18 protein-coding genes are annotated in these 14,396 nt (G+C 71.0%); 1 reads left to right on the forward strand and 17 read right to left on the reverse strand.

The features are described 5' to 3' along the window. Positions 1–285: 285 nt before the first annotated feature. The 17 genes from VN520_RS12170 to VN520_RS12250 all read right to left on the reverse strand — a co-directional run bounded on the left by VN520_RS12170 (position 286) and on the right by VN520_RS12250 (position 13,125). Entirely contained in the window at positions 286–843 is a 558-nt protein-coding gene (locus VN520_RS12170; RefSeq protein WP_325746913.1) for a helix-turn-helix domain-containing protein, read from the reverse strand. A 97-nt stretch (positions 844–940) separates the two neighbouring features. After that, on the reverse strand, positions 941–1,777 hold the full coding sequence (gene whiG / locus VN520_RS12175) for an RNA polymerase sigma factor WhiG (RefSeq protein WP_325746899.1): 837 nt from the start codon (positions 1,775–1,777) through the stop codon (positions 941–943). 262 nt (positions 1,778–2,039) lie between these two features. Continuing rightward, complete coding sequence (gene dprA / locus VN520_RS12180) at positions 2,040–3,212, reverse strand: DNA-processing protein DprA (protein ID WP_325746900.1); 1,173 nt, start codon at positions 3,210–3,212, stop codon at positions 2,040–2,042. Next, the gene (locus VN520_RS12185) at positions 3,209–4,831 is read right to left on the reverse strand and encodes a YifB family Mg chelatase-like AAA ATPase (RefSeq protein WP_325746901.1); all 1,623 of its coding nucleotides are present in this window, start codon (positions 4,829–4,831) and stop codon (positions 3,209–3,211) included. Before VN520_RS12185 ends, dprA begins: the two co-directional genes overlap by 4 nt. Then, the gene (locus VN520_RS12190) at positions 4,831–5,190 is read right to left on the reverse strand and encodes a YraN family protein (protein ID WP_325746902.1); all 360 of its coding nucleotides are present in this window, start codon (positions 5,188–5,190) and stop codon (positions 4,831–4,833) included. The genes VN520_RS12185 and VN520_RS12190 overlap by 1 nt, the downstream gene beginning before the upstream one ends. 141 nt (positions 5,191–5,331) lie before the next feature. Then, positions 5,332–5,640, reverse strand: a complete 309-nt coding sequence (locus VN520_RS12195) for a DUF2469 domain-containing protein (RefSeq protein ID WP_003965949.1) — start codon at positions 5,638–5,640, stop codon at positions 5,332–5,334. Between the two features lie 63 nt (positions 5,641–5,703). Then, the gene (locus VN520_RS12200; RefSeq protein ID WP_325746903.1) at positions 5,704–6,192 is read right to left on the reverse strand and encodes an NUDIX hydrolase; all 489 of its coding nucleotides are present in this window, start codon (positions 6,190–6,192) and stop codon (positions 5,704–5,706) included. Continuing rightward, positions 6,182–6,955 carry a signal peptidase I gene (lepB, locus tag VN520_RS12205; RefSeq protein ID WP_325746904.1) on the reverse strand — a complete coding sequence of 258 codons (774 nt, stop codon included), beginning with the start codon at positions 6,953–6,955 and terminating at the stop codon, positions 6,182–6,184. The genes VN520_RS12200 and lepB (VN520_RS12205) overlap by 11 nt, the downstream gene beginning before the upstream one ends. A 50-nt stretch (positions 6,956–7,005) precedes the next feature. Next, positions 7,006–7,887, reverse strand: a complete 882-nt coding sequence (gene lepB, locus VN520_RS12210; RefSeq protein ID WP_325746914.1) for a signal peptidase I — start codon at positions 7,885–7,887, stop codon at positions 7,006–7,008. After that, a complete protein-coding gene (gene lepB / locus VN520_RS12215) occupies positions 7,805–8,854 on the reverse strand; it encodes a signal peptidase I (RefSeq protein WP_325746905.1) in 1,050 nt (349 codons plus the stop codon). Before lepB (VN520_RS12215) ends, lepB (VN520_RS12210) begins: the two co-directional genes overlap by 83 nt. Beyond that, positions 8,847–9,620 carry a signal peptidase I gene (gene lepB / locus VN520_RS12220; RefSeq protein ID WP_325746906.1) on the reverse strand — a complete coding sequence of 258 codons (774 nt, stop codon included), beginning with the start codon at positions 9,618–9,620 and terminating at the stop codon, positions 8,847–8,849. Before lepB (VN520_RS12220) ends, lepB (VN520_RS12215) begins: the two co-directional genes overlap by 8 nt. A gap of 45 nt (positions 9,621–9,665) precedes the next feature. After that, positions 9,666–10,016 carry a 50S ribosomal protein L19 gene (gene rplS / locus VN520_RS12225; protein ID WP_325746907.1) on the reverse strand — a complete coding sequence of 117 codons (351 nt, stop codon included), beginning with the start codon at positions 10,014–10,016 and terminating at the stop codon, positions 9,666–9,668. Between the two features lie 124 nt (positions 10,017–10,140). Continuing rightward, a complete protein-coding gene (gene trmD / locus VN520_RS12230; RefSeq protein ID WP_325746908.1) occupies positions 10,141–10,962 on the reverse strand; it encodes a tRNA (guanosine(37)-N1)-methyltransferase TrmD in 822 nt (273 codons plus the stop codon). After that, on the reverse strand, positions 10,962–11,573 hold the full coding sequence (gene rimM / locus VN520_RS12235; protein ID WP_325746909.1) for a ribosome maturation factor RimM: 612 nt from the start codon (positions 11,571–11,573) through the stop codon (positions 10,962–10,964). The genes trmD and rimM overlap by 1 nt, the downstream gene beginning before the upstream one ends. A 120-nt stretch (positions 11,574–11,693) precedes the next feature. Further along, complete coding sequence (locus VN520_RS12240) at positions 11,694–11,933, reverse strand: RNA-binding protein (protein WP_014153811.1); 240 nt, start codon at positions 11,931–11,933, stop codon at positions 11,694–11,696. 2 nt (positions 11,934–11,935) lie between these two features. Continuing rightward, entirely contained in the window at positions 11,936–12,376 is a 441-nt protein-coding gene (rpsP, locus tag VN520_RS12245) for a 30S ribosomal protein S16 (protein ID WP_325746910.1), read from the reverse strand. Positions 12,377–12,531: 155 nt separating this feature from the next. Then, a complete protein-coding gene (locus VN520_RS12250; protein ID WP_325746911.1) occupies positions 12,532–13,125 on the reverse strand; it encodes a hypothetical protein in 594 nt (197 codons plus the stop codon). A gap of 518 nt (positions 13,126–13,643) precedes the next feature. Here VN520_RS12250 and VN520_RS12255 point away from each other — a divergent pair. Beyond that, positions 13,644–14,396 (forward strand): SAM-dependent methyltransferase (locus VN520_RS12255; protein WP_325746912.1); only part of this gene is annotated, 753 nt, incomplete at its 3' end.

Raw genomic sequence — 14,396 nt, forward strand, 5'->3', positions numbered from 1 at the left:
CTCCGTGGACGTGGCCGGGAGCGGGGAGCCACCGCTCCGCTTCACGTACGAGCCGGTGCGGGCCCAGGTCACCGAGGGCGACGAGGTGGCGGCGGGGCAGGTGGTGGGGACGGTCGGGCCCGAGGCGTCCCATTGCGCGTCCGGCTGCCTCCACTGGGGCCTGCGGCGCAAGGACGTCTATCTGGATCCGCTGTCGCTGCTTCCCCCCTCACTGCTGCGACGGGGGCCTTCCCGGCTGCTTCCGGTGTTCGGTGTGCCGCTCCCCGAGGCGGAGCGGAGGCCTGCTCAGCCCCGCACTCCACGCAGGATCATGGCCACGGCGGTGTCCGCCACGATGTCCGGCTCCTCCGCCGCGCCCAGCTCGATCCTGCGCACCGCGGCGTCCACGGAACCCTGCAGCAGCATGGCCGCGAGCCTCGGCTCGGTGTGGCCCAGGTCGGCGAGCGCCTCGACGATCATGGCGATCAGCCCACCGTGCGCGGCACGGATCTTCTCCCGTGCGCCCGCGTCGAGCTCGCTCGCGGAGATCGCCACGACCGCACGGTGCCGCCGGTCACCGACCAGGTCGAGCTGCCGGCGGACGTAGGCCTCGATCTTCGCCTCGGGCGTTCCGGCCCGTTCCATCGCGTTCTCGACCTCGGCGGCCCAGACCGGGAAGTCGACGGCGCAGAGTTCTTCGACGACGGCCGCGCGGGAGCGGAAGTACTCGTAGACGGAGGACCTGGCGAGGCCGGTGCGCTCGGCGAGGGCGGGGAAGGTCAGCGCCTCCGTCCCCCCCTCGGACAGCAGGGAGCGCGCGGCGTCCAGGAGGGCGCCGCGCTGCATGGTCCGGTGCTCGGCCACGGAGGCCGCTCGAATCCTGGGCACGCCCCCACTCTACGGCGGCATCTGTTCGAAGGGGGGTGCGCGTCCGCGTCCGGCCCGCCGCAGCCGCCTCGGTTCAGCGTCCTGCGTCGGCCAGTTTCGCCCGGAGCTGCAGCACCGACTTGGTATGGATCTGGCTGACTCTGCTCTCGGTGACGCCGAGGACATTTCCGATCTCGGCGAGGGTGAGGCCTTCGTAGTAGTAGAGCGTGACGACGGTCTTCTCCCGCTCGGGGAGCGTGTTGATGGCGCGGGCGAGCAGCCGTCTGAGCTCGCGGTCCTCGGCGACCTCGACCGGGTTGTCGGCCGCGGTGTCCTCCAGCGTGTCCATCAGGCTCAGCCGGTCGCCGCCTTCACCGCCGACGTGGAGCAGCTCCTCCAGCGCCACCACGTTGGCGAGCGACAACTGACTGAAAACAGCGTGCAGTTCCTCCAGGGCGATGCCCATCTCCGCGGCGACCTCGGCCTCCGACGGCGTACGCCGCAGCTGCGCCTCCAGTGTGGCGTAGGCACGCTCGACATTGCGTGCCTTCTGCCGCACGGACCGGGGGATCCAGTCCAGCGCCCGGAGTTCGTCGATCATCGCCCCGCGGATCCTGGTGATCGCGTAGGTCTCGAACTTGACGGCCCGCTCGATGTCGAACTTCTCGATGGCGTCGATCAGCCCGAAGACGCCGGACGAGACGAAGTCCGCCTGCTCCACATTGGACGGCAGCCCCACGCTGACCCGGCCGGCGACGTACTTCACCAGCGGCGAGTAGTGCAGGATCAGCTGCTCCCGCAGCCTCTCGTCGCCCGTGGTCTTGTACGAACGCCACAACTCGTCGAGCGAGGAGGGGGCGGGAGGGCGCACAGTGCCACGCGCAGCCGGTGGTACTGCCGCACGGTCAGACCCGGAGGTGTGCTGGGGCATGTGGTGCCTTGAGCCGTTCTGCTGTGAAGTGCTGGGACGTGTCTGTGGGGCGGATTCCTTGTGAGCGTAGCGTGACTGAGGTGTTGCGGTGCGCGCAGGACGAGGGAAACCGTGCCGTGCAATTGCGTTCCGGATCGCCGTCGTTCTCCCGCCGTCCGACAGGGGCCGACGGCATGGGCCGCCATCGCTCGCACCGCCCCCGGAGGCCTGGCCGAATGCTGCCGAGGTCGTCGGCATCACCTTTTCACCCGAATGCTCCGGGTCAAGTACCGCCTCGCCGCGCGACCCCATCGCGTGTCCGTCCCCGCGTCAACCTCCATCCATCGCCCTCGCGTTCGACGAACCCCAGTGAGTGAAGTTCGTACAACCGCCCGAGTGCTTCGTCCGTTGACACTCCGGCGCTCCGGGCCACGTCACGCCCGTCCATGCCACCCGTCCAGGGCAGGGCGTCCAGCACCCGGGCGGAGGCGGCGTCGAGGCTGTCCCTGGGCAGGACCGGACCGCTTCTGGCCGGGGCGAGTTCGCCGATCTCCCCCACCAGCTCGGCGATCTCGGCGGCATCGGTGACCAGGACGCCCTCGCCGCGCAGGAGTTCATGGACCCCGGCCGAGAGGCCACTGGTGGCGGGGCCCGGCACCCCCATCGTGAAGCGGCCCAGCCGCTGTGCGTTCCGCGCGGTGACAAGTGAGCCGCTGCGGTACTCGGCCTCCACCACCACGGTGCCTCTCGTGAGCGCCGCGATCACCCTGTTGCGCAGGATGAATCTGCTGCGCGTCGGATGGTCCGAGGGCGGCAGCTCGCCCATGACCATGCCCTGTTCCACGATGCGCCCGATCAGCTCGGAGTGTCCCCGGGGGTATGCCACATCCACCCCGCAGGCCAGGACCGCCATGGTCGCCCCGCCCGCGGCCAGCGCCCCGCGATGGGCGGCGCCGTCCACCCCGAACGCCGCGCCGGAGACCACGACCCAGCCCCGCTCGGCCAGCCCCGCGGCGAGCGTCGCCGCCATGTGAGCCCCGTAGGGCGTACAGGCCCTGGCTCCGACCAGAGCGACGGAGCGCAGCGCCCACAGACGCAGGTCCGGCCGGCCCCGCACCCAGAGCCCGATGGGCCGCGCGTCGCCCAGGTCGTCGAGCTGGCTCGGCCATTCCCGGTCGCCCGGGCAGACGAACCGCCCACCGATACCGGCCAGGTCCGCCAGGTCCCTCCCGGGATCGGCGCTCGACGCCCGTAGCCGGTAGCCGGCGAGCCGGGCCGCCGTCATCCCCTTGAGCGCCCGCGCCGGCCCGTCCGTGCCGCTGAGACGCCGCATCAGCTCCACGGGCCCGATCTCGCGGATCCAGCGGCCACCGCGCTCGTCCCCCGGTTCGAACACGCGGGTCAGGGCGGCGCGCGCCAGCCGCTCCTGCTCGCTGTGGTCCGGTGGCGCGTTCACCGGGCACCCGCCTGCGCCGGGACCCCCCGCAGGATGCCCGTCCGCAGCTCCAGGGCCACCGCGATGTCCGAGGCGTCAGGGCGGTCGGCCGCCCTCAGGTCCGCCACGGTCCATGCCACGCGCAGGACCCGGTCGAGGCCGCGGGCCGTGAGGACGCCCCGCTCCATGTCGCGCTCGGCCGCCATCAGGGCGCCGGGTGCCGTGACCAGCCTGGTCCGCAGCTCGTGCCCGGGCACTTCGCTGTTGGTGGTCCACGGGGTGCCCACGAGCCGCACCGCGGCGCGCTCCCTGGCCTCCCGCACCCGGGTGGCCACCTCGGCCGAGGACTCCCCGCGGCCGCCGCTCCCCATCAGATCCGCCCGCCCGACCGGTTCGACCTCGACGCGCAGGTCCACCCGGTCCAGCAACGGACCCGACAGCCGCGCCTGATAGCGGCGGACGGCGGAGGGCGGACATTCGCACCCCGCACCGGCCAGGGTGTGCCTCCCGCACGGGCAGGGGTTCGCTGCCAGGACCATCAGGAAGCGTGCGGGCAGCCGGACCACCCCGGCCGCACGTGCGACCACCACGTGCCCGGACTCCAGGGGCTGGCGCAGTGCGTCGAGGGCCCGCCCCGAAAATTCCGGGGCCTCGTCGAGGAAGAGGACCCCCCGGTGCGCCAGGGACACCGCCCCCGGTCTCGGCAGGCCGTTCCCCCCTCCCACGAGTGACTGCATCGTCGCCGAGTGATGCGGAGCGCAGTACGGCGCTCTGCTGATCAGGGGTTCGCCCGGCGGGAGGATGCCGGCGACCGAGTGCACCGCCGTCACCTCCAGGGATTCCTGCCGGGACAACGGCGGCAGGATCGCCGTGAGCCGCTCGGCCAGCATGGTCTTCCCCGCCCCGGGCGGCCCGGAGAGCAGCAGGTGGTGTCCCCCTGCCGCAGCCACCTCCAGCGCCTTGCGCGCCCGGTCCTGGCCCGCGACATCGGCCAGATCGGGCCGGTGCGCCGCGCCGTCGGCCGACAGCGGGGCCAGCCCCGTGCCCAGGCCGGCTCCGGGCACCATCAGTCCGGCGAGCATCGTGTCGGGGCGGCCCCGGCCGGCGGCCGGCTCCTCGGGCACGGGCTCGTCGCCGAGGACGGCGATCAGCTGACGCAGGCTCCGTACGCCGAGGACCGAGACGCCCGGCACGAGCGCGGCCTCCCCGGCCGTCTGCTCCGGGACGACGACGTGCCGGTAACCCGCCTCCGCCGCCGCGAGCACCGCGGGCAGTACCCCGCGCACCGGGCGCACCCTGCCGTCGAGACCGAGTTCCCCGATCATCACCACATCAGCGATGGCGGCAGGATCGATCCGTTCGGCCGCCCCGAGCACCGCACACGCGACGGCGAGATCGAAACCCGAGCCGCCCTTGGGTACGGAGGCGGGGGACAGGCCCACCGTGAGTTTCTTCTGTGGCCACTCGGCCCCCGAGTTGACGACCGCGGCCCTGACCCGGTCCCGGCTCTCCACCAGGCTCTTGTCCGGCAGGCCGACGAGCGTGAACGCCGCCACACCTGGTTCCAGATCGGCCTGGACCTCCACCACCACACCCTCGACGCCGACCAGCGCCACCGAACACGCCCGCGCGAACCCCATCAGGCCACGCCCCGGACGTGCTCGGCCACCGGAGCGCCGCGCCTGGGCAGGAGCACGCCGATCAGATCGATCCGGACCCCGCCCGGCGGTGGCCCGCCGTGCCGGTCGAGCCAGATCTCGGCGAGCCTGCGCAGCCGCTCGGCCTTGGCCGGTGTGACGGCTTCCATCGGGTGTTCGAAGCAGCCCGCCCTGCGGGATTTCACCTCGCAGACGACCACCGCGTCGCCGTCCCGGGCGACGATGTCGATCTCACCCGCGCGGCACCGCCAGTTGCGGTCCAGCACGGTCATACCGGCGTCCGTAAGCAGCCGTGCCGCCAGATTCTCGCCGTACCGCCCGAGTGCCCCCCGTGCGTTCATGTCGGCACCACCTCCGGCACCGACTGTGACGCGCCCCGCCCGATCTGTTGGATCTTGGTGGACAACTCGGTCGTTGTGGACAACCCGGCCACCCGGACGAGTGAACCGGGCCGCCGGACGGCATCGGCGGCAGGCCCAGGATCAGCCGCCCGGGAGTTCGAGATCGCTCTTGTTGAGCTCCTCGATGTTCACGTCCTTGAATGTCAGCACCCGGACCTGCTTGACGAACCGGGCAGGCCTGTACATGTCCCAGACCCACGCATCCGCCATGGATACCTCGAAAAAGACCTCACCCTGGACCGAGTGCACCTGCATCTCGTAATCGTTGGTGAGGTAGAAGCGCCGCTCGGTCTCGATCACATATTTGAACAGACCGACGACATCGCGGTACTCCCGGTAGAGCTTCAGCTCCATCTCGGTCTCGTACTTCTCGAGGTCCTCGGCACTCATGGCATGTTCCCCTTCAGCCGTGCGTCCCCCTATTGTGCGTCAGCCCCGCACACCCCTGGCCGATTAGACGATTTCGGGGGCGAGAACCAGCGGAACACTCGGGGGACCCTCGTCGAGCAGCGTGCGCAGCAGCCCGGCGAGCCTGGTCGGGTACACCGTCTCACGCGTGGCGAGGAGTTCGGCGGAAGTCCACCACCTCAGACCGGCGACGCTGCGCAGCTCCAGCTCGGTGAGGCCCTTCTGATCGGTGGCCGTCTCCGCCGTACGCGCCAGGAAGTACCACTCGTCCTGGTGCCAGCGCCGGCCGTCGAACGGGAAGGAGCAGATCCTCGTCCACAGCAGCGGCCCGAGTGAGACGTCCGTGATCCCGGTCTCCTCGGCGAGCTCGCGCAAGGCCGCCTCCTCCCTGCTCTCGCCGCCCTCCAGGCCGCCCCCCGGGGTGAACCACCAGCTCTCGGCCGGGTCCTCGGGCTCGAAACCGTGCAGCAGCAGAATCCGGTCGTCCGGGTCCAGAAGCACCACGCGAGCGACCTTGCGTGCCTCAGTGCGCACCGGCGGACACCTTCGGCCGCTCGGACCTCCGGGCGGAGCGGGCCGCGAGCGGGCCGTAGGCGGCACCGCCGAGGATGAGCACGGCTCCCGCCACGAGGGCGCCGGCCTGCAGCGGCAGCGGCCCCTCGGACGACACACCGCCGGGCAGGGCGGCGAAGGCCTCGGGGCGGCCGATCATGCCGTTCATGGGCCACGCCACGGCGTCCACCCGCGCCTGGACGGCGCTGCGCGGCACCGAGCCCTGCCCCGGGTCCTCCAGGTGGACACGGGAGTCCAGGGACGTGTTCCGCTCGTCCCCGAGGAGGAAGAGCTGACCCTCGGGCACATCGGCCGTGAAGTCCTGGGGCGAGGCCGGGGCCCTGCCTGCCGAAGCGGGCGACGACGAGGCGCCCCCGTCCCGCAGATACGGTTCCTCGACGGCCTTGCCGTTGACCGTGAGCCGGCCGTCCTTGTCGCAGCACGCGACCTTGTCGCCGCCCACCCCGACGACGCGCTTGACCATGGGGACGGCCCCCCATGCCGAGTCCGTGAAGACGACGACGTCTCCGCGCCGCACATCGCCGCCGTCCACCCGCTCTGCGAGCACCCGGTCGCCGGCGTTCACCGTCGGTGACATGGAGTCGGTCGGCACGGTGTACGGCTTGTACACCACCGCTCCCCAGGCGAATCCGCCGAGGAAGAGCACACAGCCGACGGCCACGGCCAGGTTCGACAACGCGTTGCCGAGCCGGCCGTGGCCGTCATGACGTCCTGATCCACTCATCCCAGCGCTCCCCCATCGAAGATCGACAATCGCTGATCCGAGTCGGCACCCTACCCGGCGGTACGCCCGCGGGTCAGCCTGCGGCGTCGCCAGAACACGAGGGGCAGCGCACCGGCCACACCCAGTGCTCCGGGCACCGCTGCGGCGGCAGCCGCGTTCAGTCCGGGCTGGTCGAAGGTGCTCGGCACCGGGAGGGTCGCCCAGCGGTTGACGGGCCAGGCCACGACGACGGCCCGCCCGACCACCTCGTCCGTGGACACCGTGCCCTGTCCGGGAAGCTCCTGGTGGTAACGGGAGTCCAGCGAATTCTGCCGGTGGTCGCCCATCACCCAGATCCGGCCCTCGGGCACATGGATCGGTCCGAACGGCTCGTCGTCACAGGCGCTGTTGCCCGCGAAGATGAACGACTTGTCGTCCAGCGCCTTGCCGTTGACCGTCACCGGCCCGTTCTTCTTGCACTCCACCGTGTCGCCGCCGACGGCGATGACCCTCTTGATCAGGTCTTTCTCCTCGGCGGACGGCATCAGCCCGATGAAGCTCAGGAACTTCTGCACCGCGTTGGGCTCGGGGGTCGCGGTGTCCTCCAGCCAGCCGCCCGGGTCGTGGAAGACCACGACCTCTCCGCGTTCCGGCTCCGAACCGAACCACGGCGTCAGCTTGTCGACCAGCACCCGGTCGCCCCGCTGCAGGGTGTTCTGCATGGAGTCCGAAGGGATCGAGAACGCCTGCACCAGGAACGTCTTGATCAGCAGCGCGAGAATCAGTGCGATGCCGATGAGGAGCGGCAGCTCCTTCCAGAACGAACGGGGCTTCTTCACCGCCGTACTGCCGCCGCCCGGGGACTCGCCGTCACTCTCCGCCTCCACCGGGACCCCTTTGTCCGAAGGCCGGTCCTCGGGTTCGTCGTGTCCGGATCGTGCGCCGACCGCCAAATCCCCCACATCCACTCCTCACTCCGTGCCACCGCCCGCGTCCGATCCGGCGCAGGCCCACCACTCCCATAACGAGCGGGAGTTCCGCAGGGGTCGGGAGCAGGATCATTCCGTTGTGATCCTGGGAGGACACACTATTCGACGGGGCCGTCGCTCCGGCGCTCCCGTCAGGGACGGAGGCATACGTTCCGGGCTCCTCCAGCCTGCGCCAGTGCCCGAACGGCCAGGCGATCACCACGGCCCGCCCCACGACCTCGTCCTGCGACACCGTACCCTTGCCCGGTTTGTCGAGGTGGAACCGCGAGTCCGCGGAATTCGACCGGTGATCGCCCAGGACGAAGATGCGGCCCCGGGGAACCCGCACCTCGAATTCGAGGGTGGAGGGCGCATCCCCGGGATTCAGATACGGCTCGTCGAGCGCCACGCCGTTGACCGTGATCCTGCCGTCGGCGCCACAGCACTTCACGGTGTCGCCCCCGACGGCCACCACGCGCTTGATCAGGTCCTGCTCGTCCTCGGAGGGCAGCAGCCCGATGAAGGTCAGCAGGCCCTTCACCTGCTTCACCCCGGCGGGCAGGTCCTCGGTGGCCCCGCTCTCCTGCTGCAGCCAGCCGCCCGGGTCCTTGAAGACGACGACGTCGCCACGCTGCGGTTCGGATCCGAACCAGGGGGTCAGCTTGTCCACCAGCACCCGGTCGCCGACCCGGATGGTCTGCTCCATCGACCCGGAGGGGATCACGAAGGCCTGGACGAGGAAGGTCTTGAGCACCAGCGCGACCAGCAGCGCGACGAGGACGAGAAGCGGTATCTCCTTGAGCGCGGACCGGCGCCTGCGGCGCTTGACCTTGCGGGCGAGTCTGCGGCGCTCCGCCCGCGTGGGCAGGGAACGGGCCGTGGCCGGCCTCGGTCCGGCGGGCGGCAGCGGGCCCGTGTCCGGCGCTTCCCGCCTGCGCCCCCGGTTACCCATGGGCCCCGTCCGCCGGCCGTACGCCGGTGAAGGCGTCGGTGCCCTTCAGCGAGCCGAGCCTGCCGAACGGCCAGCCGAGCCAGTCGGCCCGTCCGATCACCCGCTCGACCGGTACCATTCCGCCCCCGGGCTCCCCGAGGTGGTCACGGGAGTCCCGCGACCTGCTGCGGTGGTCGCCCATCACCCACAGCTTGCCGTCGGGCACCACGATGTCGAAGGCGACGTCGGACGGACGGTCGCCGGGGTGCAGATACTCCTCGGCCAAAGGAGCGCCGTTCACCTCGACCCTCCCCCGCTTGTCGCAGCAGACCACACGGTCGCCGCCCACACCCACCACCCGCTTCACGAAGTCGGATCCGGCGGGTTCGGCCAGCCCCAGCGACGCGGCCGCCCCTCGCAGCAACGCGCCGAGGGCGTTCTCCCCGGAGGCCGTCTCCGGTATGAAGGATCCGGTGCCGTCGAAGACCACCACGTCGCCGCGCCGCGGCTCCGAGCCGAAACGGTACGCCAGTTTGTTGACGAGGACCCGGTCCCCGACTCGCAACGTGGGCTGCATCGAGCCACTGGGTATGAGGAAGGGCTGCACCACGAAAGCGCTGAAAAGCAGCAGAGCGGCCGTGCACAGCATGCCGAGGAAGACGGTCCGTCCCCACGGCACGGAGGCCGCCGACCGGTCCGGGACATGCGTGGAGCGCGACCCCTCCTCCTCCCCGTCTGCGGGGTCGGAGGGGAGATCGCGCTCCATGTGCTGTGCATCCGTGTCCATCGGGGCCGAATCCTATCGGGCCGTCCTGTGGACGCCGGAGGTGGATCAGCGGTCGCGCTTCTCCTTGATCTTCGCGGCCTTGCCGCGGAGCTCACGGAGGAAGTACAGCTTGGCGCGGCGGACGTCACCGCGGGTGACGAGCTCGATCTTCTCGAAGATCGGGCTGTGCACCGGGAAGGTGCGCTCGACGCCGACGCTGAAGGAGACCTTGCGGACCGTGAAGGTCTCGCTGATGCCCGAACCCTGGCGGCGGATGACGACGCCCTTGAACTGCTGGATACGGGAGCGGTTGCCCTCGATCACGCGCACGTGGACATTGACGGTGTCACCGGGGCGGAACGCCGGGAGGTCGGTACGGAGCGAGGCGGCGTTGACGCCATCGAGCAGGGAAGTCATGTTGTCTGCTTTCTTCGCCGATGCCACAGGTCATCGACGGGAGAGAGTGAAGTTCGGATGCTGATCACATCGGGCGGGCGTCTGTCCCCCTGTGGCAGGGGCGCGCGCCGGACGTACAGCGGGCCTATTCTTCCACGGCCTCGGGCCTGCGCCAAAATCGTCCGCCGGGACCCGGGGACCAGCCGAGGATGGAGAGCATCTCGCGGTCCTTCTTGTCGAAGCCGGACGCTTCGCAGCGCTCGATGAGATCAGGCCTGTGGAGAGCGGTACGGCGGAAGGCCTCGTCCCGTCGCCAGCGTGCGATCCGGCCGTGGTGGCCGCTGAGCAGCACCTCGGGGATGCCGCGCCCACGCCACTCGGGAGGCTTCGTGTAGACCGGGCCCTCGAGCAGGTCGGCCATGGCCCCGGGCGCGAAGGAGTCGTCACGGTGCGACTCGGCGTTGCCGAGCACTCCGGGCAGCAGCCGGGCCACGGCCTCGGTGATCACCAGGACGGCGGCTTCCCCGCCCGCCAGGACGTAGTCCCCGATGGACACCTCGATGACCGGCAGACGGGTCGCGTACTCATCCATCACCCGCCGGTCGATGCCCTCGTAGCGGGCGGGGGTGAAGATCAGCCACGGCCGTTCCGAGAGCTCGACGGCCAGTTCCTGGGTGAAGGGCCTGCCGCTGGGCGTGGGCACCACGAGCACCGGGGAGTGCGCCCCGGCCTCGTAACCGCCGGCCAGCGCGTCGTCCAGCGCCTCGCCCCAGGGCTCGGTCTTCATGACCATGCCGGGACCACCGCCGTAGGGCGTGTCGTCCACCGTGTTGTGCCGGTCGTGGGTCCAGTCCCGCAGGTCGTGGACGTGTACGTCGAGGCGGCCCCGGGCGCGCGCCTTGCCGACGAGCGAGACGTTCAGGGGCTCCAGGTACTCGGGGAAGATCGTGACGACGTCGAGCCGCATCACGCGTCGCCCTTCCCGTCGCGCCCGTCAGCCGCAGCCGCGTCGCCCCCGGCGACGTCCGCGTCCGCGTCCGCGTCACGCGCGGAGGCGACCACGGCCTGGCTCTCGTCGATCAGCCCCGGCGGCGGAGCGATGACGGCCCGCTGCTCCTCCAGGTCGATCCCCGTGACGATCTCCTCGACGAACGGGATCATCACCTCGCTGCCGTCCGGCCGTTCCACGATGAACAGGTCCTGGGACGGCAGATGGGTGATCTCGGTGATCCGGCCGATCTCCGTGCCGTCGGCGAGGACGACGTCGAGGTCCATCAGCTGGTGGTCGTAGAACTCCTCGGGGTCCTCGGGCAGTTCGGCCGGGTCCACCTCGGCGATCAGCAGCGTGTTGCGCAGCGCCTCCGCGGCCGTACGGTCGCGCACGCCCTCGAACCGCAGCAGGAGCCTGCCGCTGTGCACCCGGCCGGTCTCGATCGTCAGCGGCCCGGTGTGGGCGGGGTCCGTGGCGAGCACGGCCCCGGGCCCGAGCCGGAGCTCGGGCTCGTCGGTGCGCACCTCGACGGTGACCTCGCCCTTGATGCCGTGGGCGCGACCGATCCGCGCAACTACCAACTGCACGCTACTTCTCCCGCTGATCTCTCGGACCGTCCGGCACATGGGGGCGGCGGTCATGTACGGACGACAAAGGCCGGGGACGGCTCGAAAGCCCTCCCCGGCCCCGGCCGGTGTTCAACTCTTTCAGCGAACCTGGTCCACATCGACGAGGTCGACACGGATCCCACGGCCGCCGATGGCACCCACGACGGTACGCAGGGCGCGCGCGGTGCGGCCGTTGCGGCCGATCACCTTGCCGAGGTCGTCGGGGTGGACCCGGACCTCGAGCACGCGTCCACGGCGCAGGTCACGCGAGGCGACCTGCACATCGTCGGGGTTGTCGACGATGCCCTTCACGAGGTGCTCAAGAGCCTCCTCGAGCATGCTCAGGCCTCGGTCGACTCGGTGGACGCAGCAGCGTCAGCAGCCTCGTCCGCCTTCTTGTCCGACTTCTTGGCCTTCTGAGTGATGGCCTCACCCTTGGCCTCGTCGCCGTCCGCGGCCAGGGCCTCGAACAGGGCGCGCTTGTCAGCCTTGGGCTCCGGCTGCAGCAGCGGCGCGGGGGCCGGAAGGCCCTTGTGGGCCTGCCAGTCACCGGTGAGCTTCAGGATCGCGAGGACCGGCTCGGTCGGCTGGGCGCCGACGGACAGCCAGTACTGCGCGCGCTCCGAGTTGACCTCGATGCGGGAGGGGTTCTGCACCGGGTGGTACAGGCCGATCTCCTCGATGGCCCGGCCGTCACGGCGGGTACGGGAGTCGGCGACGACGATGCGGTAGTGAGGCGAACGGATCTTGCCCAGACGCTTCAGCTTGATCTTGACTGCCACGGAAGTGGTGTCTCCTGGTCTCTGACGTGGTTGGGCACAAAAGATGCCACGTGGGGTTGCGGTACTCGGGTGCCCGATGGACGCGTCAGCCGGAGGAGAGAGGGGTCCTGTGCGACTGTCGAGTACAGCTAGCCATTGTGCCACACCGCATCGGGTCACCCCACCGCGACCGCCGCTTCCGGGATCCGGAAGGGCTTGCCGCAGCCGCCGCAGACGATCGGAGCCTGGGCGAGGACCGAGGGGACGACGCGGACGTTGCGCCCGCAGTCGCAGACGGCCTTGACCCGCACCCCTCCTCCGGACGAGCCGTGCCGCGCGGCGGGGCCGCGGAACGAGCGCTTGGTGTCCGCCGCGGTGGCGACGGTGTGCGCCTTGAGCGCGCGCTGCAGCCGTTCCGTGGTCTGGCGGTATCTGCGTTTGGCCTCGGGATTCAGCGTCACCAGCGAGAATCCGCTGCTGGGGTGGGGTTCCTCGGCATGATCGAGGCCCAGCTCCTCGGCGATCGCGAGGAAGCGTCGGTTGTGGTAACGGCCGGCGCGGGAGGTGTCCCGGACACCTCTCGCGGCGGCGATGCCGTGGACTGCCTCATGGAGCAGCCGTTCGAAGGAGAGCTCGGCGCCACAGGCGGACGAGGACTCTCCGATCAGGGACTCTGGCGCGGCAAGATCAGGCAGCTCGGGGTGGTACCGCTGAATGTCGGCCCACGCCTGTGCCAGCTCTGCGGCAAGTACAGGTGGTGTCGTGCTCACGTCGTGACAACGAGCCTGAGCGCTCCGGTGTTCCTATTCCGGGGCATCCCAAATAATTTGCACGTACCAGTCAGTTGCCCTTGATGCGTCCGGACGAGGGCGGGTGCGCAGATCAGCGGAGAAGTCTCACAGCTCCCACCAAGGTGGTACGTAGCTGCGCGTACGCACCGGCGTGGACAGGCGCCCTGCGGGCGACATTACCCGGTACGGAGCGGCGGCCGCACGCCGGTCGCGGCCGGGGCAGGAGCGCTCGACGTGCTGCGCCCGGCGTGTCGGGTAAGACTGTGAGGAAGCGAGCAGCAGGCGTGCTGTTCCCGGCGACCGCACCTGCCACACGGCGTCCGGGGGCGCACGGCCGGAGCACGCAAGCAATGCCGTCCCACCCCGTCCGACCCCTGGACGGGACCGCCGATGCGGAGTTCTCTGACATACGGGGGCTGTGGGCGCACACACAGCACATAGACATGGGGGACCTCACTCGGGCACGACCGACCTCACGGCGGATTGGGGCGCATTCCATGACACCTACGCTCGTCCGGCACCACAGGTACGCGGATTCGTCCGCTCCGGTGGACGCCGGTACCCGCGCCCGTGACTGGGCCGAGATCCAGGAGCGCATGCTGGCACCGCTCTACGAGGCGGTGTACGAGCGCCTCGAAGTCGGGGCCGCCACGCGGATGCTCTCCCTCGACTGCGGTTCCGGGCTCGCGCTGCTGATCGCGGCCTCACGCGGGGCGCGCGTCACCGGCGTCGACACCGACCGCGAACGGCTCGCCCTGGCCCGCGAGCGCCTCGCTCCCGATCCGGGTCAGGATGCGGGTCCGGGCCGTACGGGTCCGCGGGCGAGGCTCGTCGACCGCATTCCGGCAGTTGCCCCGGACGGTGAGGGGCCGTACAACCTGCTGACCGCCTTCCAGCCGATCGGCTGCGCGGCCGGGGACTCCGAGGGGCTCGCGCCCGCCCTGGCCTCCGCCGTGCCACTGGCCGTGCGGGGGGCGACGGTGGTGCTGGCCGGCTGGGGGCCGCCGGAGCGGTGCGCCACGGCGCCCGTACTGCGGGTGGCGGCCCGGCTCTCCGAGTCGGCTCGCGCCCCGCGCTCCGGCAGCGGCTGGCGGCCGACGCTGCGCGACGACCTGGAAGAGGTGGCGGCGCGGGCCGGGCTCAAGCCGGACGGCTCGGGCCGGGTCTCCTGCCCGTTCGGTTACGCGGACGTGGACAGCGCGGTGCGCGGCCTGCTGTCGACCGGGCTGTTCGACACGGCGATCCGGGCG

It is taken from the genome of Streptomyces sp. (assembly GCF_035563135.1).
In the GTDB taxonomy this organism is placed as follows: domain Bacteria; phylum Actinomycetota; class Actinomycetes; order Streptomycetales; family Streptomycetaceae; genus Streptomyces.

Bases quoted from the DNA above. Each gene is read 5' to 3' on its own strand.
- rplS (WP_325746907.1), bottom strand. From the start codon at position 10,016: ATGACTTCCCTGCTCGATGGCGTCAACGCCGCCTCGCTCCGTACCGAC.
- lepB (WP_325746905.1), bottom strand. From the start codon at position 8,854: ATGGGTAACCGGGGGCGCAGGCGGGAAGCGCCGGACACGGGCCCGCTG.
- VN520_RS12195 (WP_003965949.1), bottom strand. From the start codon at position 5,640: ATGAGTGCCGAGGACCTCGAGAAGTACGAGACCGAGATGGAGCTGAAG.
- lepB (WP_325746904.1), bottom strand. From the start codon at position 6,955: ATGAGTGGATCAGGACGTCATGACGGCCACGGCCGGCTCGGCAACGCG.
- whiG (WP_325746899.1), bottom strand. From the start codon at position 1,777: ATGCCCCAGCACACCTCCGGGTCTGACCGTGCGGCAGTACCACCGGCT.
- lepB (WP_325746906.1), bottom strand. From the start codon at position 9,620: ATGGACACGGATGCACAGCACATGGAGCGCGATCTCCCCTCCGACCCC.
- VN520_RS12240 (WP_014153811.1), bottom strand. From the start codon at position 11,933: ATGCTCGAGGAGGCTCTTGAGCACCTCGTGAAGGGCATCGTCGACAAC.
- VN520_RS12190 (WP_325746902.1), bottom strand. From the start codon at position 5,190: ATGAACGCACGGGGGGCACTCGGGCGGTACGGCGAGAATCTGGCGGCA.
- VN520_RS12185 (WP_325746901.1), bottom strand. From the start codon at position 4,831: ATGGGGTTCGCGCGGGCGTGTTCGGTGGCGCTGGTCGGCGTCGAGGGT.
- trmD (WP_325746908.1), bottom strand. From the start codon at position 10,962: ATGCGGCTCGACGTCGTCACGATCTTCCCCGAGTACCTGGAGCCCCTG.